General features: G+C 73.5%; 20 protein-coding genes, 2 tRNA genes and 1 pseudogene. 7 read left to right on the plus strand and 16 right to left on the minus strand.

Annotated features, from left to right (window positions below; translation table 11 throughout):
* The first annotated feature begins 71 nt into the window (after positions 1 to 71).
* Entirely contained in the window at positions 72 to 470 is a 399-nt protein-coding gene (locus ACZ7MY_RS02430) for a RidA family protein (RefSeq protein ID WP_499598893.1), read from the plus strand.
* 15 nt (positions 471 to 485) lie between these two features.
* Here the strand turns inward: ACZ7MY_RS02430 and ACZ7MY_RS02435 are convergent, their stop codons facing one another.
* Positions 486 to 1,274 carry an arylamine N-acetyltransferase family protein gene (locus ACZ7MY_RS02435; RefSeq protein ID WP_499598894.1) on the minus strand — a complete coding sequence of 263 codons (789 nt, stop codon included), beginning with the start codon at positions 1,272 to 1,274 and terminating at the stop codon, positions 486 to 488.
* A gap of 57 nt (positions 1,275 to 1,331) precedes the next feature.
* On the opposite strand from ACZ7MY_RS02435, the gene ACZ7MY_RS02440 reads away from it, so the two are divergent.
* Complete coding sequence (locus tag ACZ7MY_RS02440) at positions 1,332 to 1,775, plus strand: pyridoxamine 5'-phosphate oxidase family protein (protein WP_499598895.1); 444 nt, start codon at positions 1,332 to 1,334, stop codon at positions 1,773 to 1,775.
* A 215-nt stretch (positions 1,776 to 1,990) separates the two neighbouring features.
* Positions 1,991 to 3,412 (plus strand): APC family permease, encoded by a 1,422-nt coding sequence (locus ACZ7MY_RS02445; RefSeq protein WP_499598896.1) that lies wholly within the window; start codon positions 1,991 to 1,993, stop codon positions 3,410 to 3,412.
* A 102-nt stretch (positions 3,413 to 3,514) separates the two neighbouring features.
* Here the strand turns inward: ACZ7MY_RS02445 and ACZ7MY_RS02450 are convergent.
* The 6 genes and pseudogenes from ACZ7MY_RS02450 to ACZ7MY_RS02475 all read right to left on the minus strand — a co-directional run.
* Positions 3,515 to 5,962: pseudogene (locus ACZ7MY_RS02450) on the minus strand (ComEC/Rec2 family competence protein); the annotation flags it as partial.
* Entirely contained in the window at positions 5,959 to 6,948 is a 990-nt protein-coding gene (locus tag ACZ7MY_RS02455; RefSeq protein ID WP_499598898.1) for a ComEA family DNA-binding protein, read from the minus strand. The pseudogene ACZ7MY_RS02450 and the gene ACZ7MY_RS02455, both read right to left, overlap by 4 nt.
* 97 nt (positions 6,949 to 7,045) lie before the next feature.
* Positions 7,046 to 7,891 (minus strand): DegV family protein, encoded by an 846-nt coding sequence (locus ACZ7MY_RS02460; RefSeq protein ID WP_499598899.1) that lies wholly within the window; start codon positions 7,889 to 7,891, stop codon positions 7,046 to 7,048.
* Between the two features lie 102 nt (positions 7,892 to 7,993).
* Entirely contained in the window at positions 7,994 to 8,668 is a 675-nt protein-coding gene (locus tag ACZ7MY_RS02465; protein WP_499598900.1) for a hypothetical protein, read from the minus strand.
* A 253-nt stretch (positions 8,669 to 8,921) separates the two neighbouring features.
* Positions 8,922 to 11,807, minus strand: a complete 2,886-nt coding sequence (gene leuS / locus ACZ7MY_RS02470; RefSeq protein WP_499598902.1) for a leucine--tRNA ligase — start codon at positions 11,805 to 11,807, stop codon at positions 8,922 to 8,924.
* A 258-nt stretch (positions 11,808 to 12,065) separates the two neighbouring features.
* The gene (locus ACZ7MY_RS02475; RefSeq protein ID WP_499598904.1) at positions 12,066 to 14,036 is read right to left on the minus strand and encodes a S53 family peptidase; all 1,971 of its coding nucleotides are present in this window, start codon (positions 14,034 to 14,036) and stop codon (positions 12,066 to 12,068) included.
* 335 nt (positions 14,037 to 14,371) lie between these two features.
* Between ACZ7MY_RS02475 and ACZ7MY_RS02480 the strand changes: the two genes are divergently transcribed.
* Both ACZ7MY_RS02480 and ACZ7MY_RS02485 read left to right on the plus strand, forming a co-directional pair.
* Positions 14,372 to 15,523, plus strand: a complete 1,152-nt coding sequence (locus ACZ7MY_RS02480) for a hypothetical protein (protein ID WP_499598906.1) — start codon at positions 14,372 to 14,374, stop codon at positions 15,521 to 15,523.
* On the plus strand, positions 15,520 to 17,100 hold the full coding sequence (locus ACZ7MY_RS02485) for an NADH-ubiquinone oxidoreductase-F iron-sulfur binding region domain-containing protein (protein ID WP_499598907.1): 1,581 nt from the start codon (positions 15,520 to 15,522) through the stop codon (positions 17,098 to 17,100). The genes ACZ7MY_RS02480 and ACZ7MY_RS02485 overlap by 4 nt, the downstream gene beginning before the upstream one ends.
* Before the next feature lie 161 nt (positions 17,101 to 17,261).
* Here ACZ7MY_RS02485 and ACZ7MY_RS02490 read toward each other — a convergent pair.
* A tRNA-Ala gene (locus ACZ7MY_RS02490) sits at positions 17,262 to 17,334 on the minus strand.
* A gap of 148 nt (positions 17,335 to 17,482) precedes the next feature.
* On the opposite strand from ACZ7MY_RS02490, the gene ACZ7MY_RS02495 reads away from it, so the two are divergent.
* Complete coding sequence (locus tag ACZ7MY_RS02495; protein WP_499598909.1) at positions 17,483 to 18,802, plus strand: glycosyltransferase 87 family protein; 1,320 nt, start codon at positions 17,483 to 17,485, stop codon at positions 18,800 to 18,802.
* 175 nt (positions 18,803 to 18,977) lie between these two features.
* Here ACZ7MY_RS02495 and ACZ7MY_RS02500 read toward each other — a convergent pair.
* From ACZ7MY_RS02500 to ACZ7MY_RS02525, 6 genes are all read right to left on the minus strand, one after another.
* Positions 18,978 to 19,050: transfer RNA gene (locus ACZ7MY_RS02500), tRNA-Ala, on the minus strand.
* Between the two features lie 118 nt (positions 19,051 to 19,168).
* Entirely contained in the window at positions 19,169 to 19,822 is a 654-nt protein-coding gene (locus tag ACZ7MY_RS02505; protein WP_499599347.1) for a histidine phosphatase family protein, read from the minus strand.
* Positions 19,819 to 20,256 carry a ribosome silencing factor gene (gene rsfS, locus ACZ7MY_RS02510; RefSeq protein WP_499599349.1) on the minus strand — a complete coding sequence of 146 codons (438 nt, stop codon included), beginning with the start codon at positions 20,254 to 20,256 and terminating at the stop codon, positions 19,819 to 19,821. Before rsfS ends, ACZ7MY_RS02505 begins: the two co-directional genes overlap by 4 nt.
* Before the next feature lie 85 nt (positions 20,257 to 20,341).
* Positions 20,342 to 22,135: an LCP family protein gene (locus ACZ7MY_RS02515; protein WP_499598910.1), complete on the minus strand. Its 1,794-nt coding sequence runs from the start codon at positions 22,133 to 22,135 to the stop codon at positions 20,342 to 20,344.
* A gap of 37 nt (positions 22,136 to 22,172) precedes the next feature.
* Complete coding sequence (nadD, locus tag ACZ7MY_RS02520; protein WP_499598912.1) at positions 22,173 to 22,754, minus strand: nicotinate-nucleotide adenylyltransferase; 582 nt, start codon at positions 22,752 to 22,754, stop codon at positions 22,173 to 22,175.
* Between the two features lie 34 nt (positions 22,755 to 22,788).
* Positions 22,789 to 22,947 carry a hypothetical protein gene (locus ACZ7MY_RS02525; protein WP_018556595.1) on the minus strand — a complete coding sequence of 53 codons (159 nt, stop codon included), beginning with the start codon at positions 22,945 to 22,947 and terminating at the stop codon, positions 22,789 to 22,791.
* A gap of 141 nt (positions 22,948 to 23,088) precedes the next feature.
* On the opposite strand from ACZ7MY_RS02525, the gene ACZ7MY_RS02530 reads away from it, so the two are divergent.
* On the plus strand, positions 23,089 to 24,207 hold the full coding sequence (locus tag ACZ7MY_RS02530) for a M48 family metallopeptidase (protein ID WP_499598914.1): 1,119 nt from the start codon (positions 23,089 to 23,091) through the stop codon (positions 24,205 to 24,207).
* On the opposite strand, the gene ACZ7MY_RS02535 is transcribed toward ACZ7MY_RS02530, so the two are convergent.
* Both ACZ7MY_RS02535 and ACZ7MY_RS02540 read right to left on the minus strand, forming a co-directional pair.
* The gene (locus ACZ7MY_RS02535; RefSeq protein ID WP_499598916.1) at positions 24,128 to 25,270 is read right to left on the minus strand and encodes an SCO2583 family membrane protein; all 1,143 of its coding nucleotides are present in this window, start codon (positions 25,268 to 25,270) and stop codon (positions 24,128 to 24,130) included. The genes ACZ7MY_RS02530 and ACZ7MY_RS02535 overlap by 80 nt on opposite strands.
* 65 nt (positions 25,271 to 25,335) lie before the next feature.
* The gene (locus ACZ7MY_RS02540; RefSeq protein WP_499598918.1) at positions 25,336 to 25,824 is read right to left on the minus strand and encodes an SCO2584 family spore wall biosynthesis protein; all 489 of its coding nucleotides are present in this window, start codon (positions 25,822 to 25,824) and stop codon (positions 25,336 to 25,338) included.
* Positions 25,825 to 25,847 lie beyond the last annotated feature (23 nt).

Below are 25,847 nucleotides of genomic sequence, written 5' to 3' on the forward strand. Positions count from 1 at the left end.
AAACCCGGTGGCGTCCGCGCCGGTGGCTCTGCAGGATCGCGGGGTCAGCCGGTACGAGCCAGGAGGCCCCCGTGGTGCAGCGCACGATCGTCCCGACCCTGTTCCCGCCGCCCGGGTACGCGCACGCCGCGGTCGTCGAGGCCGGACAGCGGCTCGCCTTCATGGCCGGTTCCGTACCGCTCGACGCGCAGGGCGCCCTGGTGGGCCCCGGCGATCCCGTCGCCCAGGCGCGTCAGGTCGTCGCCAACCTCGACGAGGCCCTGCGCGCCGTGGGGAGCGCCCTGCGGCACGTCGTCGCCAGCACGGTGTACGTGGTGGGCACCGACCCCGCCGAACTGTCGCGGGTCTGGGAGGTCGTGCGGGACTCGGGGCTGAGCGAGGGGCCCCACACGTCGACGCTGCTCGGGGTCGGCTGCCTCGGGTACACCGGCCAGTTGGTGGAGGTCACCGCCACGGCGGTGGTGCCCTGAGCCGCGGCGGGCGGTTCACGCGGGCCGTGCGCGGACCTCGGGGACCTCGTCCAGGGCGAGGCCGAAGCGGTCGCGGTAGGCGGCGAGGACGGCGGCGTCGGTGCCGAGGGCCTCCTCCCGGCGGGTGCCGTCGGGGGCCGTGGTGATGAGCGTACGGCCGGAGAGGGTCAGCCGGCCGCCGTCCTCGGTGAGGCGGGAGCAGGTCAGGGACCGTGTGAAGTGGGAGTGCGGGGAGGTCTGCTGGTACCAGGAGCCGACCTCGAAATCGGCGAGCTCGCGCGGCCGGGTCTCGAGGCGGAAGACCGGTTCGCCGTCGTGGTGGAGGTCGAGGTCGCCGTGGGCGGCGCCGGTGAAGCGGAAGACGCCGCCGGGGTCGGTCTGTTCGACGTCGGGGGTGAGGGTGAGCGGGTGGTGGGCGTGGCGGCCGAAGCCGACGTCCGCGAGGAGGGTGGCGCCGTCGCAGGTGCGGACGTGCAGCGCCATGTGGTCGAAGGGGATGCCGAGGCGCCGGCCGTCGAAAGTGCGGGCGGCATAAGGCGTGACCTCGTAGCCGAGGGCGGTGAGGAGGGCTCCGAAGGCGCCGTTGACCTCGTAGCAGAAGCCGCCCCGGCGGGCGGTCACGAGCTTGTCGTAGAGGGCCTTGGGGTCCAGGGTGACGCCCTCGCCCCGATGGACGGAGAGGTTCTCGAAGGGGACGGCGACGAGATGGCGCACCTGCAACTCGTGGAGGGCCGCCGCGTCGGGGCGCCGGGGGCGCGCGGCGCCGATGCGACGGAGGTAGGCGTCGACCTGGGAAGCGTCCATGGCGGCAGTCTTGGGGAATCCGCGACGGCCGCGCCAGACCCGGATAGCTTCGCCCGCATGACTCGAACACTGCGCGAGCGGCACGCCGGGGCGATGGCCCGGCTCAGGGACGACGAGGACGTGTGGGTGGCGACGGCGGACGGGCAGGGGGTGCCGTGCCTGGTGCCGCTGTCCTTCTGGTGGGACGGGACGGAGCTGTGGCTCGCCACCCGGAGGACGAATCCCACCGGGCGGAACCTGGCGGACTCCGGGCGGGTGCGGCTGAGCCTGGGACAGACCCGGGATCTGGTGCTCGTCGACGGCACGGCCCGGGTCGTGGAGTTCGCGGGGCTGCCGGAGGGCGTCGGCGACGCCTTCGCGGCGAAGGCCGCGTGGGATCCCCGAGGTGACGGGCCTTCGTACGCGTTCTACGCGATCCGGCCGCAATGGGTGCAGGCCTGGGGGACGGCGACCGAGATGCGGGACCGGGACCTGATGAAGGAAGGGGTGTGGCTATTCTGATCTCCGAGCGTCGATATCCACAGCGTTGGATCTGAAGTTGCCGGTTTTGCGTCGGACATGGGGTAGTTGATCTTCGGATTTCGTTGCCCGGAGACTCTTGACGCGGGCTTGACGGGCGCGGTTTCATCCTCGGAAGCGGAAATGAACATTCCGCTTCGTGTTTCCCTGGACCGGAGGCGGTAGCCCCCTCAAGCCCGACCCGATCGGATGCGCGCATGACCGACACGCTCCACCCGCCGACGGCCCCGCACTCGCCGCTCGCCCCGCCCATCGAGGCCCCGAAGTCGCTCAAGCGGTCGATCGGTGTGGTCGGCGGAACGCTTCTGACGCTGTCGTGCCTGACCCCGGCCTCCTCGCTGTTCGTCATCGTGCCCCCGCTCTTCGCCGACCTGGGAACCGGGACGGCGCTGACGATCGTGGTCGCGGCCGTCCTCTGCATCGCGGTGGCCTTCTGCTATTCGGAACTCGGCACGCTGATACCGAGCGCGGGCGGCGAGTACGCGATGGTCGGCACGCTCATCGGCCGGCTGGCCGGATGGATCGTGTTCGTGCTCTCCCTGATCGTCGTGATGATCGTGCCGCCGATCATCGCGCTCGGCACGGGCGAGTACCTCGCGCCGATCATGCAGATCGACCCGAAGATCGCGGGCGCCGCCGTCATGCTGCTCGCCACCGTCATGGGCCTGCTGGACCTGCGGGCCAACGCCTGGATCACGGGCATCTTCCTGGTGCTGGAGGTCGTCGCGGCGGGGGTCGTGGCCTTCCTCGGCTTCTCCCACACCTCCCGGCCGGCCTCGGTGCTGGTCCACCCGGTGACGGAGGCCGGGCACGGGGTGAGCACGGCCGTCACGGCGGGCACGATCATCGCGGGGCTGGCGATCGCGCTCTTCGTGCTGCAGGGCTTCAGCACCGCCGTGTACCTGTCCGAGGAGATGGAGAACCCGCGGCGCACGGTCTCGCGGACGGTGCTCTGGACGCTCGGCATCGGCGCGCTGGTGGTGATCGTGCCGACCATCGCGATCACGCTGGGCGCGCCGGACATGAACTCCCTGACGGCCGGGGACCTTTCCGCCCTCGTGCAGGGCTGGAGCAACTCGGCGGTCGGCACCTTCATCAGCCTCTGCATCGCGCTGGCCATCGTCAACGCGGGCATCGTGATGGTCATCCAGAACTCCCGGGTGCTCTACGCCTCCGCGCGGGACCGCGCCTGGCCGGCCCCGGTCAACAGGGCCTTCGGCACGCTGAGCAAGCGGTTCGGCGCCCCGTGGATCGCGACGCTCGCGGTGGGCGTGCCCGGTGCGGTGCTGTGCTTCGTGCCGGTGGAGACGCTGAGCGGCGTCACCGGTGTCGCGGTCGCCGCGATGTACGTCGTCGTCGCCCTCGCGGCCCTCGGTTCGCGCCGCGGCGGGCACGGGAAGCGCGCGGCCTGGCGCATGCCCCTGTGGCCCGCGGTGCCGCTGCTGCTGGTCGTCGTGCTGGCGTACGTGCTGACCCAGCAGACCACCAAGGACCTGGTGATCACCGGGGTGATCGTCGCCGCCTCCCTCGCCTACTGGCTCTGCTACCTCCGGCCGCGGCAGAGCACCCGGTGGGTGATCTCCGTGCCCGAGGAGGAGATGGGCCTCGGGAACGTCTGAGCCGCCGCCCGTCCCCGGCACCCCTGGGGCCCGTACCGGTCGCACACCGGTGCGGGCCCTTCGCCGTCCCCGGACGGCCCGCTCTGCGCCGGGCGACGGACCGCCCGCGGCCGCCCGCAGGTCCTCCCGGTCGCCCAGGACGGCGACCGGGCCGTCCCGGTCGGTGCGCAGGACGGTGGTGCCCTGGGCGCGCAGCGCGGCGAGGGTGCGGGGGGACGGATGCCCGTACGGGTTGCCGGCGCCGCAGCTCACCAGGGCCAGACGGGGCCGGAGCCGGGCCAGGAGCGCCGGGTCCTGGTAGGCGGAGCCGTGGTGGGCGACCTTGAGGACGTCGACGGGCGGGAGGTCGGGGACGGCACTCAGAAGCGCGCGCTGGGCGGCGGGTTCCAGGTCGCCGAGGAGGAGCACGCTGAGTCCCGCCGTGCGGACCAGCAGGGTGACGCTGGCGTCGTTGGGGTTGGCGTCGTCGGCGGTGCCGTCGGCGGCCGCGGGGAGGGCGGGCGCGGCCGGCCACAGCACACGCCAGTCCAGGGGGCCCAGGCGGCGGCGCTCCCCTGGCGCCGCGCGCAGCACGGGGACCCGGGCGGCGGCCGCCTGGCGGCGGACGAAGGCGGCCTGGTCGGCCGGTTCGTCGAGGGTGGTGGTCTCGATGGCGCCCACGGAGCGACCCCGCAGGACCCCGGGCAGGCCGGCGACGTGGTCGGCGTGGAAGTGGGTGAGGACGAGCAGCGGGACGGCGGTGACCCCGAGGGAGCGCAGACAGCGGTCGACGAGCCGGGGCTCCGGGCCGGTGTCGACCACGACGGCGGTGCCGTCCCCTGCCGAGAGCACCAACGCGTCGCCCTGTCCGACGTCGCAGGCCACCAGCCGCCAGGCCGGCGGCGGCCAGCCCGTCACCGAGCGGGGCAGCGGCACCGGGCGCACGAGGGCGGCCACGAGCAGCAGCGCGGCGGCGGTGCACAGCCAGGGGCGGCGCAGGAGCCGGCGCCCGGCCGCGACCACCACGACGGTGACGGCGGCCAGCAGCAGGGCGCCCGCCCAGGTCCCGGGCCAGTCGACCGTCGCCCCGGGCAGGGCGGCACCGTGCCGGGCCACCGCCGCGATCCAGCCGGCCGGCCAGCCCGCGACCCAGGCGAGGGCCTTGGCGACGGGCATGGCGAACGGCGCCGCCGCGAGGGCGGCGAAACCGAGGACGGTGGCCGGGCCCACCGCGAGTTCGGCCAGCAGGTTGCACGGCACGGCGACCAGGCTGACGTGGGCGGCCAGCACCGCCACCACGGGCGCGCACACCGCCTGCGCCGCCGCCGAAGCGGCCAGGACCTCCGCGAGGCGCGGCGGCACCCGCCTCCGCCGCAGGGCGGCGCTCCAGCGCGGCGCGAGGAGCAGGAGCGCACCGGTGGCCAGCACGGACAGCGCGAAGCCGTAGGAGCGGGCGAGCCAGGGGTCGAGGAGGAGCAGGAGCAGGGCGGCTCCGCACAGCGCGGGCAGCAGGCTGCGGCGACGGCCCGTGCCGATGGCCAGCAGCGTGATCAGTCCGCAGGCGGCGGCACGCAGCACGCTCGGGTCCGGCCGGCACACGACGACGAAGGCCGCGGTGAGGGCGCCCCCGAGCACGGCCGTCACACGGAGCGGGAGGGCCAGCCGGGGCGCCAGGCCGCCGCGCTCGGCGCGCAGGGCGAGGCCGGGCGGACCGATCAGCAGGATCAGCACCAGGGAGAGGTTGGAACCGCTGACCGCGGTCAGATGGGTCAGGTCGGTGTCCTCGAACGCCTCGTGCAACTCCACCGGGATTCGGGACGTGTCCCCGACGACCAGCCCGGGAAGCAGGGCCCGCGCGTCGGGCGGCAGTGACTCGGTGGCCTCGCGCAGCCCCGCCCGGAGTCCGCCGGCCACCCGTTGCGCACGGCCCGGCGGTTCGACGACGCGGGGCGGCCCGCGGACCGACAGCACCGCGGCGACCCGGTCGCCCGGGCCGGCCGCCGGGGCGAGCCGGGCCTGCGCGTCGACGCGTGTCCCCGGCAGCAACGTCAGCCATGTGCGGGCCGGTTGCCGGGCGATCAGCAGGACCGGTGTGCGGACGGCCGTCGTCGCGCCCCGGGCCACCACACGCACGGCCTCGGCCTCCACCACCACCGCGTCCGGGGCCCGGACGGCCCCGCGCACCTGCGGGCGGACCAGCCGGGGATCCGAGGTCAGCCGTAACTCGACCCTGGCGTGCGCGTGTTCGGCCGCCAGGGCGGGCAGCGGGCCGCGGTGCAGGTCCGCGGCGTGCAGCCCCGCCACGGCCGCGGACACCGCCGCGCAGAGCACCACGGTGGCCGCCGTCGTCCACCGGCGGACGAGGGACGCCGACGCCGCCAGGACGGCCACCGCGCACGCCCCCACCACGGCTCGCCCCGGAACGGCGAGGGCGAGGCCCGCGGCGAGCCAGGCGGCGAGGGCCGGCATCACCAGACGCAGGTCCGCCGGGCCCTCCTGACGCGGGTTCGACGCGCCGCGCGGTGAGGCGGCCGCCGCGTGCACCGCAGGGCGGGACGCGGGCGCGCTCATGGGGTGACCAGCGGCTTGAGGTCGGAGAACCGGCGGTCGCCGATGCCGTTGACGTCGCGCAGTTGCTCGACGGAGGTGAAGCCGCCGTGCTGACCGCGGTAGTCGATGATGTGCCGGGCGAGCACGGGGCCCACCCCGGGCAGGGCGTCCAACTGCTCGGCGGTGGCGGTGTTGAGGCTGACGGGACCGCTCGCGGCGGCCACCCCGGGAGCGGCGGCCCCGGGCGGCGGGGCGGGGCGGCCGACGACGATCTGCTCCCCGTCGGCCAGCAGGCGGGCCAGGTTCAGGGCGCTGGTGTCCGTGCCGCGCAGCGCTCCCCCGGCGGCCGCCACGGCGTCCGCCACACGGGAACCCGCGGGCAGCCGCCGCAGCCCCGGCGCCCTGACCTTGCCGGCGACGTCCACGACCAGCACCGGTTTCGCCCCCGGCGTGGGATCCGGCGCCCGTGGCCCGGCCGCGGCGGACGGCCGGGCGGCGACGGGGGCCTCGGCGGCGGCGGGCAGCGCCGCCGCGACCGGGGGCACCGCGACGGTACGCGGCCGGCCGGTCCAGAAGTGGTGCACGGCGAAGGCCATGGCGACCAGGAGCACGACGGCGAGAGCGGCCGCGGTCCTGGCCTCGATGCCGCAGCGGACGGAGAACCAGGTGGGGAGGCGTTCGGTGAGGGCCAGGCGCCAGGCGCCCCCGACCCGGCGCCCTGGTGGGTCCGGCGCGGCCCCACGCCCTGGCGGCCCCGGCCGCTCCCGTGACTCAAGCCGCTCGCGCGGCTCCGGTCGCTCCCGTGGCTCCGGTCGCTCCCGTGGCTCCGGCACACCCCGCCGCGCGGCAGGTGCGGGAGAACGCTCGAAGAGCGCGGCGGCCCGTTCCAGGACCGCGGTGGGGGCGGCTGCGGTCGCGGCCCCATGCGGGGTCGCCGCGGACGCCGCGGTGACCGCGGATGCGGACGGATGCCTGCGATGGCGAGGAGTTGCGGTGGTCGATCCCATGTCAGGGACGGTAGGCGGAACACCGCCCACAAGATGATCTTGCTCAAATCCTGTGGACAATCCACAAGTTGTGGATAACCCCGTCACCCGAAAGACGTCACAGCGGGGAGACGACCGCCCCCAGCAGCCCGGGTCCCGTGTGGGCGCCGATCACCGCGCCGACCTCGCTGAGGACGAGGCTGTTGAGCCCGGGGACCCGCGCCCGCAGCCGCTCCGCCAGGGCGGACGCGCGGTCCGCGGCGGCCAGGTGCTGGACGGCGATGTCCACCTGCCGGGTGCCCGCCCGCTCGACCACGATCTCCTCGAGCCGCGCGAGGGCCTTGGAGGCCGTACGGACCTTCTCCAGCAGCTGGATACGGCCCTCGTCCAGCTGCAGGAGCGGCTTCACGGCGAGCGCCGACCCGAGCAGCGCCTGCGCCGCGCCGATACGGCCGCCCCGGCGCAGGTAGTCCAGGGTGTCCACGTAGAAGTACGCCGACGTGTCCGAGGCCCGCTTCTCCGCGGCCGCCACGATCTCGTCCGCGGAACCCCCCGCCTCCGCCGCCTCGGCGGCGCTCAGCACCGGGAACCCCAGGGCCATCGCGACCATGGCGGTGTCCACCACGCGCACCGGCACCGGAGCCTGCGCCCCCGCGAGCAGCGCCGCGTCGTAGGTGCCGGAGAACTCGGCCGACAGGTGCAGGGAGACGATCTCGGTCGCGCCCGCCTCCGCCACCGCGCGGTAGGCGGCGGCGAATTCCTCCGGGCTCGGCCGCGACGTGGTGACGGGCTTGCGCCGCTGCAGTGCGCGGGCGACCGCGGGCGCCGACACCTCGGTGCCCTCTTCCAGCGCTTCGTCGCCGATCACCACCGCCAGCGGCACCACGGTGATCCGGTGCCGGGTCAGGGCCTCCTGCGGCAGGTAGGCCGTGGAATCGGTGACGATAGCGACATGGGACGACATGTGCGGGAGGTTACCCGCGCGGAAGGCCCGGCGACAGTACGGCTCCGCCGAGGTGAACCCGGGTGAACGTCCCCGGTTCCCGTCCCGGCCGCACCGGACCCGTCACAGCGCCTTGGGCGGCTGCCCGGCGCCGGGTTCGGACGCCCGCTCGCGCCGCGTCCCCGGCTGAATGTGCGGTTTCGACCCCGGTCCCGGTTCCGACCCCGGTCCCGGCTCCGGCTCCGGGAGCGCCGCGGGCGCCCAGTGGCGCAACGCCCCGGCCTCCAGGTCGATGTCGCGGCCCAGCGCCGCGAGGTCGTCGTCGGCGAAGCGCCGGGCGCGGTCCTGGGCGGCCCAGCGCAGCGAGTCCGCGGAGTGGGTGATACGCCGCGTGCGCTCCTCGAGCTCGCCGATCCGGGCGGCGATGCGGGAGCGGTCGGGTTCGCGCTCCAGCAGCCTCAGCTCCGCGTCGAGCTCCTGGGCGTGGGAGCGCAGCCGGCCGAGCAGGGCGACGGCCTCGCTCAGCGACGGGTCGGCGGCGGCCTGTCCCTCCAGGGCCTCCCCCGTGCTCGTGACGGACGTGCGCAGCGCCAGGCGCAGCTCGGCGAGTTTCCCGGCGGGCCCGGGCCGGCTGTAGCGGCGGGCCTTCAGGCCGGTCTCCTCGACCACCCGGCGGGCCTCGATGCCGGTGCGCTCCACCCCGCGCTTGACCGCCCGCGCGGTCTTGACCGTGGCGACGACGCCGAGCACCACGAAGGAGGCGAAGAGCAGCAGGATCAGGGCGATGGCGACATCCACGGCGGCTCCTCTGCCCGGTCGGCCCGGTCGTCTGACCGGCCCGGTCTGCTCGGTCGGCTGTTCGTCCACCGTAAACGGACGGGGGCGGGCGAGGGTTCCGGGAGAACCCTTACCCGCCCCTTACACCGACCTGGGCCTATCAGCCGACCGCCCAACCGGCCAACCTGCCAACCGGCCAACCTGCCAACCGGCCGAACGATCAGCCCGGCATCACGCCGACGACCCCAGCCGTCACACCGTCACGCGTCACGCGTCACGCCGGAACGATGTTCACCAGCTTCGGCGCCCGCACGATCACCTTGCGGACCCCCGCGCCGTCCAGCGCGGCGACGACCGCCGGGTCGGCCAGGGCCTGGGCCTCCAGGTCGGCGTCGGAGATCGTCGGCGGCACCTCCAGACGGGCCTTGATCTTGCCCTTGATCTGGACGACGCAGGTGACGGACTCGTCCACCACGTACGCCGGGTCGGCCACCGGCAGGTCCTCGTGCGCCAGGGACCCGTCGTGCCCCAGCCGCCGCCACAGCTCCTCGGCGATGTGCGGGGCCAGCGGCGCGATCAGCAGCACCAGGGGCTCGGCCACCGAGCGGGGCACGGGGCCGCCCGCCTTGGTCAGGTGGTTGTTCAGCTCGGTGATCTTGGCGATGGCGGTGTTGAAGCGCAGGCCCTCCAGGTCCTGGCGGACGCCGTCGATCGCCTTGTGCAGGGCGCGCAGGGTGTCCTCGTCCGGCTCGGCGTCCGTGACCGTCACCTCGCCCGTCGCCTCGTCCACGACGTTGCGCCACAGCCGCTGCAGCAGCCGGTACTGGCCGACGACGGCGCGGGTGTCCCAGGGGCGGGAGACGTCCAGCGGGCCCATCGCCATCTCGTACAGGCGCAGGGTGTCCGCGCCGTACTCGGCGGCGATCTCGTCCGGGGTGACGGCGTTCTTCAGGGACTTGCCCATCTTGCCCAGCTCGCGCTTGACCTGCTCGCCGCCGTACCACCAGCCGCCGTCGCGCTCCTCGACCTCGGCAGCCGGGACGGGGAAGCCGCGGCCGTCGCGGTAGACGTAGGCCTGGATCATGCCCTGGTTGAACAGCTTGTGGAACGGCTCCACCGACGACACGTGGCCCAGGTCGAACAGCACCTTGGACCAGAAGCGGGCGTACAGCAGGTGCAGCACCGCGTGCTCGGCGCCGCCGACGTACAGGTCGACGCCGCCGTGCGGCTGCCCCTCGCGCGGGCCCATCCAGTACCGCTCGATCTCGGGGTCGACCAGCGCGCGGTCGTTGTGCGGGTCCAGGTAGCGCAGCTCGTACCAGCAGGAACCGGCCCAGTTGGGCATGGTGTTGGTCTCGCGGCGGTACGGGCGCACGCCGCGGCCGTCGCCCAGGTCCAGCTCGACGTGGACCCACTCCGCGTTGCGGGACAGCGGGGTCTCGGGCTCGGTGTCCGCGTCGTCCGGCTCGAAGGTGCGCGGCGAGTAGTCCTCGACCTCCGGCAGTTCCAGCGGCAGCATCGACTCGGGCAGCGCGTGGGCCACGCCGTCCTCGTCGTAGACGATCGGGAAGGGCTCGCCCCAGTACCGCTGGCGGCTGAACAGCCAGTCGCGCAGGCGGAAGTTGATGGTGCCCTCGCCGATGCCGCGCTGCTCCAGGTACGCGATGACCTTGCGCTTGGCGTCGGCGACCTCCAGGCCGTTCAGGTCGATCTCGTCGTTGGCGGAGTTGATCGCCGGGCCCTGGCCGGTGTACGCCTCGCCCTCCCAGCCCTCGGGCGGCCGGACGGTGCGGACGATCGGCAGGTCGAAGACGGTGGCGAACTCCCAGTCGCGCTCGTCCTGACCGGGGACGGCCATGATCGCGCCGGTGCCGTAGCCCATCAGGACGTAGTCGGCGACGAAGACGGGGATGCGGGCGCCGGTCAGCGGGTTCACGGCGTAGGCGCCGCTGAAGACGCCGGTCTTGTTCTTGCCCTCGGTCTGCCGCTCGACGTCCGACTTGGCCTGGGCCTGCCTGCGGTACTCCGCGACGGCCTCGGCCGGGGTGGCCGCGCCGCCGGTCCAGGCGTCCTTGGTGCCCTCCGGCCAGGCGGCCGGCACCACGGTGTCGACCAGCGGGTGCTCGGGGGCCAGCACCATGTAGGTGGCGCCGAACAGGGTGTCCGGGCGGGTGGTGAAGACGGTGACCGGGGTACCGGCGTGGCCGTCGACGGCGAAGTCGACCTTGGCGCCCTCGGAGCGGCCGATCCAGTTGCGCTGCTGCAGCTTGATCGCCTCGGGCCAGTCCAGCGCGTCCAGGTCGGACAGCAGGCGGTCCGCGTAGGAGGTGATGCGCATCATCCACTGGCGCAGCTTGGCCTTGAAGACGGGGAAGTTCCCGCGCTCGGAGCGGCCGTCGGCGGTGACCTCCTCGTTGGCCAGCACGGTGCCCAGGCCGGGGCACCAGTTGACCGGGGACTCCGAGGCGTAGGCCAGGCGGTACTCACCCAGGACGGTGTCGCGCTCGGCGGGGGTCAGCTCCGCCCAGGCGCGGCCTCCCCCAGAGCCTCCGGCCTGGGAGGTGCCCCCAGGCACGGCGCGCTCGCCCTTCTCGAACTGCTCGACCAGCTCCGCGATCGGGCGGGCGCGGTCGGCCTGGGGGTCGTACCAGGAGTTGAAGATCTGCAGGAAGATCCACTGGGTCCACTTGTAGTAATCCGGGTCGATCGTGGCGAACGACCGGCGCTTGTCGTGGCCCAGGCCCAGCCGGCGCAGCTGGGACTTCATGTTGTTCATGGCCGCCTCGGTGGTGACCCGGGGGTGCTCGCCGGTCTGCACGGCGTGCTGCTCGGCGGGCAGGCCGAAGGCGTCGAAGCCCAGGGTGTGCAGCACGTTGTGGCCGGTCATCCGCTGGAAGCGGGCGAAGACGTCGGTGGCGATGTAGCCCAGGGGGTGGCCGACGTGCAGCCCCGCGCCCGAGGGGTACGGGAACATGTCCATGATGAACTTCTTGGGCCTGGCCAGCTCGCCGTCCCCGGCCAGGTCACCGGTGGGGTTCGGGGCCGCGAAGGTCTGGTGCTCGTCCCAGAAGTCCTGCCAGCGGCCCTCGATGTCGGCGGCCAGGGCGGCCGTGTAGCGGTGGGGCGCAGCCGCCTCCGCGGCGGGGGTGGTCTCGCTCATCGTCCTTCGTACTCCATCGCTGTCATGACGGCCTGCGGCCCGGCCGCCGTACGGACATCTGCCTGCGGAACCGCGGAACTGCGGAAACGAAAAAGCCCCTCGCACAGGAGGGGCGCCGCGCTGACATCGAACCTGGTCAGCACGGCTTACTAAGCAGAAGGCGTACGGCACGCATGCGGTCAGGGTACCCCAGAGCGGGAAGGGCCCGCACCGAGGTTCCCCCCGGTGCGGGCCCTTCCGTGCCGTTCCCGGCCGTGCTCAGCGGTGGTGCGGCTGGTACGAGTCGAGGTAGCCGCGCGCCGGGGTACCGACGCCGGTCACGTCGTCGTAGCCGACGACCGCGGACAGCGAGCTGTCCTTGCCGAGGCTGCGGAGCGAGGTGAGCAGGCCGTCCGCCGCGTCGAAGCCGTTGGCGTAGTCCACGCGGACCACCGCGAGGTCCTTGCCGCGGCCCAGCGGGTGGTCGGTCACGTCGTGGTACGCGCCGGTGCCGTAGCGGTCGTAGATCAGCGGGTTGGCGAAGCCGATCGGCACGCCGTGCCGGGCCTGCTGCGCCAGCGCCTGGACGCCCGCGATGACCGGCGCGGCGAGCGAGGTGCCGCCGATCCGGTACTCGCTGTACTGGAAGGACCCGTCCGGGAAGGCCTGGGTCTGGCCGACCAGGAACCCGGTGTTCGGGTCGGCGACGGCCGAGATGTCCGGCTCGACGCGCTGCTTGACCGTGCCGCCGTTGGCCAGGGCGAGCGCGTTGGGGACGACGCCGCGCTGGTAGAAGGGCTGCGCGTAGAGCTTGCTGGTGCCGCCGCCCGCGCCGGAGGTGTAGGCGCCGGGGAAGGCCGTCCAGGCGGAGCCGTCCGCGGAGAGGGAGGCCTTCAGGGTGCCCCAGCCGGTCTCCCACTGGTACTTGTCGCCCTTGCCGACGGCGAGCGAGGTGCCGCCGACGGAGGTGACCCAGGGGGAGTTCGCCGGGGTGTCGACCTGCTTGGCACCGGTGCCCAGCGGGTTCGCGACGTTGTCGCCCGCGTCGCCGGAGGAGAAGTAGAAGCCGATGCCCTCGACCGCGCCGGTCTGGAAGATCTGGTCGTAGGCGGCGGCGATGTCCGGCGTCTCGTTGGACTCGAGGTCGCCCCACGAGTTGGAGACGATGTCGGCGAGCCGGTGGTCGACGATCTTGGCGAGGGCGTCGAGCAGGTCGTCGTCCGTGCAGGAGGAGGCGCCGACGTAGGTGATGTCGGCGGCCGGGGCGACCGCGTGCACCGCCTCGACGTCCAGGGTCTCCTCGCCGTACCAGCCGGAGGCGTCGCACTCCTCGGGGCTGGTGTAGCGGTAGTCGCGCGGCAGCACCTGGGAGAGCTGGCCGCGCTTGTACGCCGCGTCGCCGTTGCGTGCCGCGTACTTCTTGGCGTCGGCGACGATCGTCGGGGAGGCGAAGGCGTCGGTGATGGCGACGGTGACGCCCTTGCCGTTGTACGAGCCCGCGCCGTAGGCGGCGCGCAGCTGCTTGCCCGTGTAGCCCTTGACGGCGTACGGGGCGTGCGTGCCGTAGGCGACCGGCAGCTTCTTGTCGGTGTTCGACCCGTAGTACGTGGAGAAGGGGCCGGCGTTCTTGAAGACGGCGCCGGGCGGCGGCAGCGTGTCCTGGTGCCGCGCGCGCCGCGGGGAGTTGTCCAGGCCGGTGACGGTGAGGACCGCGCCGCCCAGGGCGGCGGGGACGGAGGCGGTCCCGGTCGGGGCGTGGTAAGTCCTGGCGCCCTTCGCGTAGTTGTGGAGCTGGGTGCCGAACGCCTTCTCCGCGTCGGCGACGTCACCGGTGACGGTCAGGTAGCGGTCGTTGGCACCGGTGACCTTCAGGCCGGAGGACTCGAGCCACTGCCGGGTCTGGGCGACCTGCTGCGCGGTGGCGCCGAAACGGGCCTTGGCCTGCTGCGCCGAGAGGTATTCGCCGTACGAGGCGGAACCGGGGTCGGACACCGCCTTGGCGTAGGCCGCCAGGCCCTGGGCGTCGCGGCCGGCGAGGTAGACCCGGAGGGTGACCGAGGCCGAGTCCGCCGTCGCGCCCTTGTCGGCCTTGGCGGTGGCCCAGGCCGGCTTGCTGCCGGCGAGGCCGTGCCGTCCGTGCGGGGCGTCGGCCTGGGCGCTGGGTATGCCCATCGCCAGCGCACCGGCGACCAGCGGCAGTGTCGCCGCCAGGGCCAGGCCGGCCCGCCTTCTCGAGCGGGTGGAACTCATGTGACCCCCTGCTGTGTGAAGTTCTCGCGGAACGGCGGCGCGCCGGAACCGCGACGCGCGTGGACCGCCACGCCACTCTTCACGTGAACAGCTCATGCCAGGGACATGCGTTCGCCAAGAAGATCCCAAGGAAGGCCCACGAAAGGGCAATTGGGACGGAAAATCGCTCCGGAATCCGGACATTCGGCGCCGCGGACCGGACACTCCGGTGAAGGACCGATCATCCTTGCCGAACGGAGCCCGAACAAACCAACGTTAGCAGTTCGTAATGATCCTCATCCCGGGTTGTCGAAAGACGATCGTTCCGGCCACCCGTACGGGTTAGCGTCTGCCGCATGCGCACCAACCGACAGTCCCCGGACGGTCGCCGGACCCCCCCGATACCGGCGAGCGACATCCTGTCCGGGGCCCTTCGCGCCGCACGGTCGCCCCGCGCCTGGGCGATCGCCGGCACCGCCGCCGCCCTGCTCGTCCTCGCCGTCACCGCGGGTCCGTACCTGCGGGCGTTCCTGGACTTCGGCGCCGGCGTCCTCACCCTCGTCTCCCTGAGCTGCACCGTCATCTGGGGCCTGGTGTCCACCGACACCTTCTTCCTCGGGCCCCGCGAACGCCTGCTCACCCAGGGCATCCACCGCGGTCTCGGCGTCGCCGCGATCGGGTTCCTGATCCTGCACGTGACGACGAAGGTCGTCGAGGTACGGGTCACCACCGCCGGCGCCTTCCTCCCCCTCGGCGTGACCGGCCGGGACGGGCTGATCGCCCTCGGCGTGCTCGCCGCCTACCTGATGATCCTCGCCGCCGCCACGGGCGCCATGCGCAGCGTCTTCGCCGCCAACCGGCACCCGGTGCGGTGGCGCATCCTGCACAGCACCGCGTACGCGTCGTGGTGCATGGCGCTCATCCACGGCCTGCAGTCCGGCCGTTCCGCCAAGTCGTGGATCGTCGTGGCCTACGGGATCTGCCTGGTGGGCGTCGCCATCGGCCTCATCTACCGGCTCCGCAGGACGCGCGGCGAGGCGCTCTTCCCCGAGACCCGTGAGCGCTCCGCCTCCTTCCGCAAGCTCGGCGGCGAACGGGCCGCGTCCCGGGGCGGCTCGGGCGGCCGCCGGCGTGCCGTGCCGCGCGAGGAGACCGGGCCCAGCCTGGCGAGCGCCTACAGCGAACCGCTGCCGCCGCTGCCCAACTTCCCCACCGCCCAGCAGTACACGGCTGTCCCTCCCCCGGCCCCGGACCGTACCCTCGGCATGGATCCCGCGGCCGCCACGATGCAGATGCCGCAGGTACCCGCCCAACCCCAGGCGACGTACCCGCAGCAACCCCAGGTGCCGTACCAGCAGCAACCCCAGCAGACCGGCTGGGACGGCACCCCCGCATGGGGCACGCCGATGCCGGGCGGCGCACAGGACGCGGACCCGCTCGGGGCCGACCGGCTCCAGCCGATCGCCTGGCAGCAGTCCACGCCCGGACCCTATGAAGGACAACGATGAGCGTTCCCGCCATACCGGACCGGTCACCCGCCCCTCGCTCGGGGGCGGGTGATGTGCTGCCCGACGTACGGACCGTCGGGCTGCCCCGGATCACCGCGGGTTTCGACGAGGTGGAGCGCCTGGACCGGGTGACCCACCTGAACGTGCACGGCTCCATGCCGACCATGACCGAGGGCGAACTGCTCGACCTCGCCGAGCTGATGGGCCTGCGCGGCCGGGGCGGCGCGGGCTTCCCCTTCTACAAGAAGCTCAAGGCCGTCGGTGAGGCGGCGCGCCGCCGCGGCACCCCGACCGCCGTGATGGTCAACGGCTGCGAGGGCGAACCGGCCTGCCGCAAGGACGCGGTCATCCTGCGCCGCGCCCCGCACCTGATGCTGGACGGGGCCCTGCTGTGCGCCGAGGTCCTCGGCGCCCGCGAACTGGTCATCAGCGTCACCCGCGACACCAACGAGCAGTCCGTGCGCGACGCCCTGGCCGAGCGCGGCCTCGGCAGCAAGCGCGGCCGCCAGCTCAGGGCCCGGATCGTGCGAATGCCGGAGCGCTTCGTGTCGGGCGAGTCCTCGGGCATCATCTCGGCGGCCAACGGCGGGCTGCCCCTGCCGCCCGGCAAGAAGGTGAGCGCGAGCGAGTCCGGCCTCGGCGGGATGCCGACGCTCTTCTCGAACACCGAGACCTTCACCCAACTGGCCATCGGCGCCCGCATGGGAGCGATCCGCTTCGGCTCCGCGGGCGCCCCGGGCGAGCCCGGCACCGCCATGCTGACCGTCTCCGGCTCGGTGCCCCGGCAGACCGTCGTGGAGACCCCGACGGGCGTGCCGATGTCGTACATCCTGCAGATGTGCGGCGGGAACCCCGGGCAGGGCGTGCTCGTCGGCGGCTACCACGGCAACTGGATCGACCCCAGCGTCGCCTCGATGGTGACCATCGCCCGCGAGAGCCTGGAGGCCCACAAGGCCACCCTCGGCGCGGGTGCCCTGCTCCCCCTCGACCCCGGCCTGTGCCCGCTGGGCGAGTCGCTGCGGGTCGCGCAGTGGCTGGCCGCGGAGACGGCCGGGCAGTGCGGGCCGTGCCGCCTCGGGCTGCCCCGGATGGCCGGGCTGCTGCAGGACGTGCTCAACGGCGGCGGGCAGGCCGCGCTGGAGCAACTGCGGCAGACCGCGGTCGCGGTGAAGGGACGCGGGGTGTGCAAGCACCCCGACGGCTCGATGCGCTTCGTGATGTCCACCATCAACGCCTTCACCGACGACCTGGCCGCCCACGTCCTCGGCGGCGGCTGCGGCCGCCCCACGGTGGGTGTGCTGCCGCTGCTGAAGTCCGACCCGCCCGCGCCGCGCGGCGGCTCCGCGGGTTCGGCGGCCGCGGCGACCAGCAACAAGCGGCTGAACGTCGACTGGACGCTGTGCAAGGGCCACGGCCTGTGCGCCGGCGTGCTGCCCGAGATCGTACGGCTGGACCGGGACGGCTACCCCGACATCGCGGGCACGCCCGTACCGCCGCACCTGGACGCGGCGGCGCAGCGCGCGGTGGCCCGCTGCCCCGCGCTGGCGCTGCGCATGGACGAGGGCGGCCGCCGCTGACCGCGGCCGCACGGCACAGGGGCCCGGCACCTCTTCGGTGCCGGGCCCCTGTCACGTCGGGGCCACGCGGCGTGCGCCGAAGGCGGTGGGGAGCCGCCGCACACGGGCGGCCAACGCGAAGAGCCCGTCCGATCGGACGGGCTCTCATCGCACTGCGGAAGTGGAGCTACGGGGATTCGAACCCCGGACCTCTTGCATGCCATGCAAGCGCTCTACCAACTGAGCTATAGCCCCGCGGTGCCGTTCCTCCGGGTTCCCCCGGCGACCTGGGATACATTACACGGCCCCGGGGCCGGTTCGCCAAATCCATTCCTGGCCCCTGGGCAGGGCACCCGGTACTGTCGGCTGACCCGCTCCCCGGACGAACCTGGAGAAGGCCGCAGTGACCGCGACGCAGCCGATCGCCGACACCGTGGCGCCCGGCCCCCGGGTCCCGCGGGCCACCCTGGTCGCGGCGCTGGTGTGCCTGGTGTCCTTCGCGGCGTTCTGGGCGGCCCAACGCGCCGCCCACGTCTCGATGATCGACCTCACCGTCTACCGGGCCGAGGGCTGGTCGGTGCGCAACGGGGACGACCTGTACGCGATGCGGGTCACCCACGCGCAGTTGCCCAACACCTATCCGCCCTTCGCGGCCCTGCTCTTCACGTCCCTGACGCTGCTCGGGCCGGGTGCCGCGCGGATCGCGGCGACCGCGGCCAACCTGGGCCTGCTGGTCGTCCTGTGCCACCTGTCGCTCCGGCTGGCGGGGTTGCCGCGGCGGCTGCCCCCGGCGGCGGCCGCGCTGGGCGTCGCGGCGGGCGCGGTGTGGTGCGAGCCGGTCTGGACGACGTCGAGGTACGGGCAGATCAACCTGCTGCTCGCGGTGCTCGTCCTGGGGGACCTCACGAGGATCCGGGACGCGGGCCCGGCCCGGGGCGCGAGAGCGGGGGCGGGAGCGGGGGCGGGCATCGTCGCCGGCATCGGCATCGGCATCGCGGCCGGGATCAAGCTGACGCCGCTGCTGTTCGTGGCCTTCCTCGCGGTCGGCGGGGCGGTGCTCGCCCGGCGCCGGCGCGAGCGCTGGAACGCGTGGCTGCGGGCGGCGGTCGTGGCGTCCGTCACCTTCGCCGCGACCGCGGGGCTCTCCGCGCTCGTCCTGCCGCGGGACTCCCGGCGCTTCTGGACGGAGGTCGTGGTCTCCGCCGACCGGGCCGGCCACGGCGAGGACACCGCCAACCAGTCGCTGCGCGGCGTCCTGGCCCGTGCGCTGCACACCGGTGACCCCGGCGCCTGGTGGCTCCTCGTGGCCGTCCTGGTGGCCGCCGCGGGCCTGGCCGTCGCCGCGGCCCACCTGGCGGCCGGGGAGACCGCCTGGGCGGTCCTGTCGTGCGCCGTCACGGCACTGCTGGTCAGTCCCGTCTCCTGGTCGCACCACTGGGTGTGGGCGGTCCCCCTGGTCGTCCTCCTGGCCGCCGAGGCCGCACGGCGGAGCCGCCCCGCACGCTGGTGGGCCTGCGCCGCCGTGTCCGCCCTGGTCTTCTGCTCGTACGCGCTCTGGCTCACCCCGCACGGCGACGGCGTCTCGCGGCCCGAACTCCACCAGTCCGCCGGGCAGATGGCCCTCTCCGCGGTCTACCCGGCCGTCGGTGCCGCCTTCCTGTGCCTGTCGGCCGCCGTCGCCCTGCGGGCCCGGCGCGGCGTCCCCGCGGCCGGGTGGGGCTGAGCGCCACCGAACAGCGCGGCCGGGAGGGCGGTTTCGTGCTGCCGTCCACCGCGCGGCACCGGGCCGGGACCGCGGCGTCGCTCGACGGCGCTCGCCGCGAACCGGCGCCCGGACGGACCGGGTGAAACGCGAGGATCCCGCCTCCCCTGAGGGGAGACGGGATCCGGTGCCGCTGTGGAGCTACGGGGATTCGAACCCCGGACCTCTTGCATGCCATGCAAGCGCTCTACCAACTGAGCTATAGCCCCGCTGTCCTCGGGCTTTCGGCCCGGCGAACGAGAAGAAGCTTAGCCGGTCGGGGCCGGATTCCTGAAATCGGCTCCGGCCCGGCCCCGCCCCGCCCGACGGACCCGTCGGCCGCGCCCGTCAGTCGTCGTCGCCGAGCACCGGCTCGGGCAGCGTCCCGGCGTTGTGCTCCAGCAGCCGCCAGCCGCGGGCGCCCTCGCCGAGGACCGACCAGCAGGTGTTGGACAGCCCGCCGAGCGCCTCCCAGCTGCGCGGGTCCAGCCCGAGCAGCCGGCCGATGGTGGTGCGGATGGCGCCGCCGTGGCTGACGACCACCAGCACACCGCCGTCGGGCAGCTTGTCGGCCGCCGCGAGCACCACCGGGGCGGCCCGTTCCGCCACCTCGGTCTCCAGCTCGCCGCCGCCGCGGCGCACGGGCTCGCCGCGCTTCCAAGCGGCGTACTCGTCGCCGTGCCGCTCGGTGATCTCCTCGTGGGTCAGGCCCTGCCAGACGCCCGCGTAGGTCTCCCGCAGCCCCTCGTCGTACGAGATGTCCAGGCCCGTGAGGGCGGCCAGCTCGGCGGCCGTGTCCGCGGCGCGCTGCAGGTCGGAGGAGACGATCGCGTCCGGCTGCAGCGCGGCCAGCAGCCGTGCGGCCCGCTTGGCCTGGGCGACGCCGGTGGACGTCAGCGGGATGTCCGTGGAGCCCTGGAAACGGCCCTCGACGTTCCACGAGGTCTGCCCGTGCCGCCAGAAGACGACACGGCGGCCGCGGCCGCGCGCGTGCCCGTTCAGATCAGGTCTCCGTCCTCGTCGGCGGCCGCGGTGGCGCGGGCGTGCTCCTCGGCCTTGCCGCGGGTGGCGACGGCGTCCTTGGGGAGCTCGAGCTCGGGGCAGTCCTTCCAGAGCCGCTCCAGCGCGTAGAAGACCCGCTCCTCCGAGTGCTGGACGTGCACCACGATGTCGATGTAGTCGAGCAGGACCCAGCGACCGTCGCGCTCGCCCTCTCGGCGCACCGGCTTGACGCCGAGCTCCTCCTGCAGCCGCTCCTCGACCGCGTCGACGATGGCCTTCACCTGGCGGTCGTTCGGCGCGGAGGCCAAGAGGAACGCGTCGGTGATGGAGAGGACGTCGCTGACGTCGTAGGCGATGATGTCGTGCGCGAGCTTGTCGGCGGCCGCCTGGGCGGCGGTCTTGATGAGCTCGATGGAGCGGTCCGTGGCGGTCACAGGTGCGGCTTTCCGGTCGGGGACGTCGTACGTCCAGGGTCTCACGGACCGTCCTCGGTCCCCGACCGGTCGTGCGCCGCCCCGGTCAGCTCTTCTCCGGCGGGCTGTAGTCCTGCCCCAGGACGACCGTGATGTCGGCGTTGGAGGCCACCTCGCCCTTCTTGGCGGCCTTGGCGGGCAGGCCCAGCGTCTTGGCCAGCTCCTCCGCGTCCGCCTTCTTGGCGGCGTCGGCGTACAGGACCTGCGAGGTCGCCTGGGTACCCGCGGAGGCGCCCGAGACGAAGGTGTAGCCGCCGCCGACGATCTGGACCTGGGCCTCGCCGGTGTTGGTGGCCACGCCGGTGGCGTTGCGCAGGGTGACCCGGGGGATGCCGTCGGAGTCGGTGTTGGTGACGGTGCCGCCGAGCACCTTCTTGACGACGTCCTCGGTGGACTTCTCGCTCAGCGTGCCGTCCGGCTCCACGGGCAGCGTCTCGGTGGTGTAGTCGCCGCCCTTGGCCTCCTCCGACAGCGCCGCGAGGCTGCTGCCGAGGTCCTTCTCGGTCAGCGGGGGCTCGATGACCTGGTTGAGCCCCTCGACGGTCTTGGTCGCCAGGTCGGGGTCGCTGTACATCTTCTTCAGCATGGCCTGCACGACCTGGCCGAAGCGGGCGAGCTGCTTGTCGGGCCCCTCGCCCGGTTCCCGGTGGACGGCGTACGCGACGGCGGCCTGGCCGCCCAGCTCCTGCTGCTTGCCGGGCTTGACGAGGGTCTTGTCGCCCTTCTTCTTGCCGGCCTTCACCGTGACGTCGGTGTCGACCAGGATGCCGCCGAGGGACTCGACGAGGTTGTCCAGGTACGGGGTGTCCAGCCGCCAGGTGCCGCTGATCTTCGTGCCGAGCAGGCCTTCCAGCGCCTCGCGCGTGGGGGCGGAACCGCCCTCCACGACGGACTTGCCGAGCGTGGTGCTGCCCCCGTCGTCGCTGCCTACGGCGAGCGAGTTCGGCAGCAGGACGGTGGTGCCCTTCTTGGTGGTCGAGTTGCTGACCAGCAGCGCGGTGGAGGTCTCCTCGCTGCCGACCGGGCGCAGGTGCAGCACGATCACGTCGCGCTTCTGGCCGCCCGCGGCCTGCTGCGCGGTCCCCGTGTCCCCGCCGAGGCCGGGGATCTTGCCGGCCTTCCACAGGTAGCCGACGCCGCCGACGGCGGCCAGCGCCAGGACCACGACGGCGGCGACCACGCGGTTGCGGCCGCGGCGCCTGGCCTCCTCGCGGCGCTCGGTGCGGGACTCGGTGAACTTCAGCCAGTCGATGACCTCTTCCGACTCCTCGGTCTCCTCGTCGACGAAGGAGAACTGGCCGGTGTGGAAGTCGGCTTCGCCGGAGGGGTCGCGGCCCGCGGCGGGCCGGGCCGCAGGCTGCTGCTCCTCGTATCCGGGCTGCCGCTGGGCGGGAGGGGCCTGCGGGGGCGTCTGCGGGGGCGCCGGCGCCGGGGGCTGCTGCCCGTACTGCTGCTGCTCCTGCGGGTAGTACGGCTCCTGGTACTGCGGCTGCTGCGGGATCCACCCCTGGTACTGCTGCGTCTGCTGGGGGTGCTGCGGCTGCTGTTGGGACTGCTGGGGGTGCTGCGGCTGCTGCTGGGGGTGCTGCGGCTGCTGCTGGGGGTGCTGCGGCCGCTGCCCGTACTGCTGCTGCCCGGAGTAGCCCTGCTGTCCCTGCTGCCCCTGGTAGGCCTGCTGCTGGCCGGTCTGCTGGGCGTACGGGTCGTACTGCCCGTACTCCTCGCCGTAACCGTTTGCGTAGTCGGCCCGCTGCTGTGCGTAGGGGTCCTCTCCGTAAGGGTCCTGACCGCCCTGCTCGGGTGTTCCCTCGGCGTATTGCCATCGGGGGTAGTCGTTCACTGGGGACCCCTCCAGTTGCCGATCAGCCGCTGATCACTTACCGGTACAGCCTGCGTTTGTCGATGTAGCGCACGACGCCGTCGGGCACGAGGTACCAGACCGGCTCCCCCTTGGCCACCCGCTGCCGGCAGTCGGTGGAGGAGATCGCCAGGGCGGGCACCTCCACGAGGGAGACCCCGCCGGCCGGGAAGCCGGGGTCGGACAGCGTGTGCCCGGGGCGGGTGACACCGATGAAGTGCGCCAGCGAGAACAGCTCCTCGGCCTTGCGCCAGGAGAAGATCTGGGCCAGCGCGTCCGCCCCGGTGATGAAGAACAGCTCCGCCTCGGGGTGCTCGGCCCGCAGGTCGCGGAGCGTGTCGATGGTGTACGTGCGGCCACCGCGTTCGATGTCGCTGCGGCTGACCGAGAACTGCGGGTTCGACGCGGTGGCGATCACCGTCATCAGGTAGCGGTCCTCGGCCGCGGACACCTTCTGGTCGCTCTTCTGCCAGGGCTGGCCGGTGGGCACGAAGACGACCTCGTCCAGCTGGAAAAGGTGCGCCACCTCGCTGGCCGCCACGAGGTGGCCGTGGTGGACGGGATCGAACGTCCCACCCATCACACCGATTCGCTTCTTCATGCGGATAGACCCTACCCGCATCACCTCGTCGGGCTCAGCGGTCGCGGTTGAAGCGCGTGGTGATGAAGAGCAGGAGCAGCAGCGCGAACAGCGCGCCGCCGCCCGTGAGGTACGGGCTCAGGCTCTCGTGGTTGCCGCCACCCTCGCCCTCGGCGAGCGTGGTCAGGACGGCGGCGGTCGCGTAGGAGGTCATCTCGGCGTTCCCCTGGTGGCTTCGGGTCTGTCGACGGGCGGAAGGCTCGGCAACATCGTACGGGCGGTGCGGGTGGAACTTCGCGGTGGCTCCACGCGTCCTCACTACGTACCCGACGGGCGAGCAGGGGGGCGAGGACATATGTCCGGTCCGAACGATTCGAGCGGTGCGAACGGCGGCGCGAGCGGAGGGAAGCTGCCCGGACGCAACCGGCGACGCTTCGAGGGCATCTCCTCGCGCGCCTACGAACACCCGGCCGACCGCTCGGCCCTGGTCGCGCTGCGCAAGCTGAGCGGCTTCGACACCGTCTTCAAGGCGCTCAGCGGGCTGCTGCCGGAGCGCTCCCTGCGGCTGCTGTTCCTCTCGGACTCGGTGCGCGTCGGCGACCAGCAGTTCGCGCACCTCAACGACATGCTGCGGGACGCCTGCTACATCCTCGACCTGCCCAAGGTCCCGCCGATGTACGTCACCCAGGACCCGCAGCCCAACGCGATGTGCATCGGCCTGGACGAGCCGATCATCGTCGTCACCACCGGGCTGGTGGAGCTGCTGGACGAGGAGGAGATGCGGGCCGTCGTGGGCCACGAGGTCGGCCACGCGCTGTCGGGCCACTCCGTCTACCGCACGATCCTGCTCTTCCTGACCAACCTGGCGCTGCGGGTCGCGTGGATACCGCTGGGCAACCTCGCGATCATGGCGATCGTCACCGCGCTGCGCGAGTGGTTCCGCAAGTCGGAGCTGTCCGCCGACCGGGCCGGGCTCCTGGTCGGCCAGGATCTGCAGGCCTCGATGCGGGGTCTGATGAAGATCGCCGGGGGCAACCACCTGCACGAAATGAACGTGGACGCGTTCCTGAAGCAGGCCGAGGAGTACGAGGAGTCCGGCGACCTGCGCGACTCCGTCCTGAAGATCCTCAACGTCCTGCCGCGCAGCCACCCGTTCACCACGGTGCGGGCCGCGGAGCTGAAGAAGTGGGCCGCGAGCCGCGACTACCAGCGCATCATGGACGGCCACTACCCGCGGCGCAGCGAGGACAAGGACACCTCGGTCTACGACTCGTTCAGGGAATCCGCGAGCCACTACGCCGACACGGTGAGGACGAGCAAGGACCCGCTGATGAAGCTGCTGTCCGACCTCGGCTCGGGGGCCGGCGACATCGGCGGCCGGCTGCGCGACCGCTTCACCGGGACGCCGGGCCCGGACTCCGGCCCGTCGGGCCGCCCGCCGAAGGACGCGCAGGACCCGCCGTCGGAGGGCTGATCCCCGGTCCGGCCGCCGGGGCCGGGGCGAGCACCCCGCACACCGAACTGATCGCGTGGCGCCGGTCGTGGGGGTCCACGCCGGGCTGCGCCGGCGGCCGCTGCCCGGCCAGCAGCGGCAGGAAGTGCGCCACGGGGGCGCCCGCGCAGGACAGCGGCCCGGCCTCGACGGCGGCCTGCAGCAGTTCCACGTGCCGGTCGCGCAGGTCCGCGCGGTCGAAGCGCAGCCGCAGCTCGCGCCGCACGGTGAACAGCGAGGCCTGGCCGCTGCCCCCGGTGGCGGCCCGCACGGCGTAGACCAGGGTGTGGTCGGTGACGACCTCCAGGGTCTCCTCCCCCGCCTCGGCCACGCTCATGGTGCCGCGCACCTTGACCTCGTCGTCGGCGAGGGCGACGCGCGTGGGGTCGAAGCGCACCAGCCAGCCGGTCGCCGCGTGGCGCCCGTCGTCCGCCGGACGTTCCAGGCTGCGGTCGAACTGGTCGAGCTGGCCGGGGTCGAGCATGAGGCGCACCGCACGGACGTCCCCGCCGGTCAGGGCGCCGGGGTCGGCGGAGGAGGCGACCAGGTACTCCTTCGCGGAGACCAGGGCCTGCATCACCTGGCTCTCGCTGAAGTGCGCGGTACGGCGCGCCGGCGGCAGCGCGTAACCCTTGCCGCCGGCCCGGTAGTGCTCGGCGCGCTGCCCGGCGAAGGGCCGGGAGCGGTCCACGGCGGCCACCGCGGCCGTGGGGACGAGCGGCAGCAGGGTGATCCGCAGCGGCTCCGCCACGGGAGGGGCGGGTGCGTCGTAGGGGTTGCGTATGCCCAGGTAGACGGCGGTGCCGAAGGCCACCGCGATCAGCAGGACGAGGACCAGGGCCTGCCGCGGGGCGCCGCCGCGGGCCCAGGGGCGGCGGGTGCGTACCGAGCGGGCCGAGCCGTCCAGCCGCTCACGCGCGGAGAACTCCTGTATCCGGGCAGCGCGCACGAACGATTCGTCGAAGACGACGGATCGGTACTCGTCCTCGCCTCCGCCGGGGGAGCCCTCGGGGTTCCCCTCCGGTGGGTCACCAGGCCCGCTCATACAACAAGCGTAGGTCTGTCAGGGCCCTTTAAAACGTCCTGGTACGAGACAAGTTCGGGCGGTGCTCAGGGGCTGTGGCTGACCGCCACCGGGGGGAGCGAGGGGGCTCCGATCCGGCCCGTCGGGGAGGGCGGGACGGAGGGCTGGCGGGCGCCCCCGGCGCCCCGGTAGACCGCCGCGAACGTCAGTGCCACCACGCCGATGCCCATCACCACGGCGAGCACCCACGCCACGGTCCGGTGCCAGCGCCCGTGCCCCCGGTAGGGGCTGCGCTGGGAGTAGAGGTCCTCGTACTCCTCGTCCTCGTCGGAGCGCGCGGCGTCCTTCTCCTCGTACGGAGCGGAGCCGTCCTCCCCGCCCAGGACGCGCGGGCGGGACGCCTCGGCCTCGGCCTGGGCCGTGGCGGCGGCGAGCATGCGCTCGTGGGCGCTGGGTTCGTGGAAGGCCGCCGCCCGTATGAAGGCCTCGTCGAGCACCACGGACGCGAATTCGTCATCCGCGCCACCGTGGTCCTCGCCGTCCGGGAACGGCTTGCCCCCCAGTTCGTCCGGCACCCGTCCAGAATAGGGCCGATGAC

This window comes from Streptomyces sp. NPDC111520 (genome assembly GCF_055635295.1).

Excerpts from the sequence above, each read along its gene's own strand:
- ACZ7MY_RS02435 (WP_499598894.1), bottom strand. The coding sequence starts at position 1,274 with ATGGACGCTTCCCAGGTCGACGCCTACCTCCGTCGCATCGGCGCCGCG.
- ACZ7MY_RS02440 (WP_499598895.1), top strand. The coding sequence starts at position 1,332 with ATGACTCGAACACTGCGCGAGCGGCACGCCGGGGCGATGGCCCGGCTC.
- ACZ7MY_RS02445 (WP_499598896.1), top strand. The coding sequence starts at position 1,991 with ATGACCGACACGCTCCACCCGCCGACGGCCCCGCACTCGCCGCTCGCC.
- ACZ7MY_RS02455 (WP_499598898.1), bottom strand. The coding sequence starts at position 6,948 with ATGGGATCGACCACCGCAACTCCTCGCCATCGCAGGCATCCGTCCGCA.
- ACZ7MY_RS02460 (WP_499598899.1), bottom strand. The coding sequence starts at position 7,891 with ATGTCGTCCCATGTCGCTATCGTCACCGATTCCACGGCCTACCTGCCG.
- leuS (WP_499598902.1), bottom strand. The coding sequence starts at position 11,807 with ATGAGCGAGACCACCCCCGCCGCGGAGGCGGCTGCGCCCCACCGCTAC.
- ACZ7MY_RS02475 (WP_499598904.1), bottom strand. The coding sequence starts at position 14,036 with ATGAGTTCCACCCGCTCGAGAAGGCGGGCCGGCCTGGCCCTGGCGGCG.
- ACZ7MY_RS02480 (WP_499598906.1), top strand. The coding sequence starts at position 14,372 with ATGCGCACCAACCGACAGTCCCCGGACGGTCGCCGGACCCCCCCGATA.
- ACZ7MY_RS02485 (WP_499598907.1), top strand. The coding sequence starts at position 15,520 with ATGAGCGTTCCCGCCATACCGGACCGGTCACCCGCCCCTCGCTCGGGG.
- nadD (WP_499598912.1), bottom strand. The coding sequence starts at position 22,754 with ATGAAGAAGCGAATCGGTGTGATGGGTGGGACGTTCGATCCCGTCCAC.
- ACZ7MY_RS02525 (WP_018556595.1), bottom strand. The coding sequence starts at position 22,947 with ATGACCTCCTACGCGACCGCCGCCGTCCTGACCACGCTCGCCGAGGGC.
- ACZ7MY_RS02530 (WP_499598914.1), top strand. The coding sequence starts at position 23,089 with ATGTCCGGTCCGAACGATTCGAGCGGTGCGAACGGCGGCGCGAGCGGA.
- ACZ7MY_RS02535 (WP_499598916.1), bottom strand. The coding sequence starts at position 25,270 with ATGAGCGGGCCTGGTGACCCACCGGAGGGGAACCCCGAGGGCTCCCCC.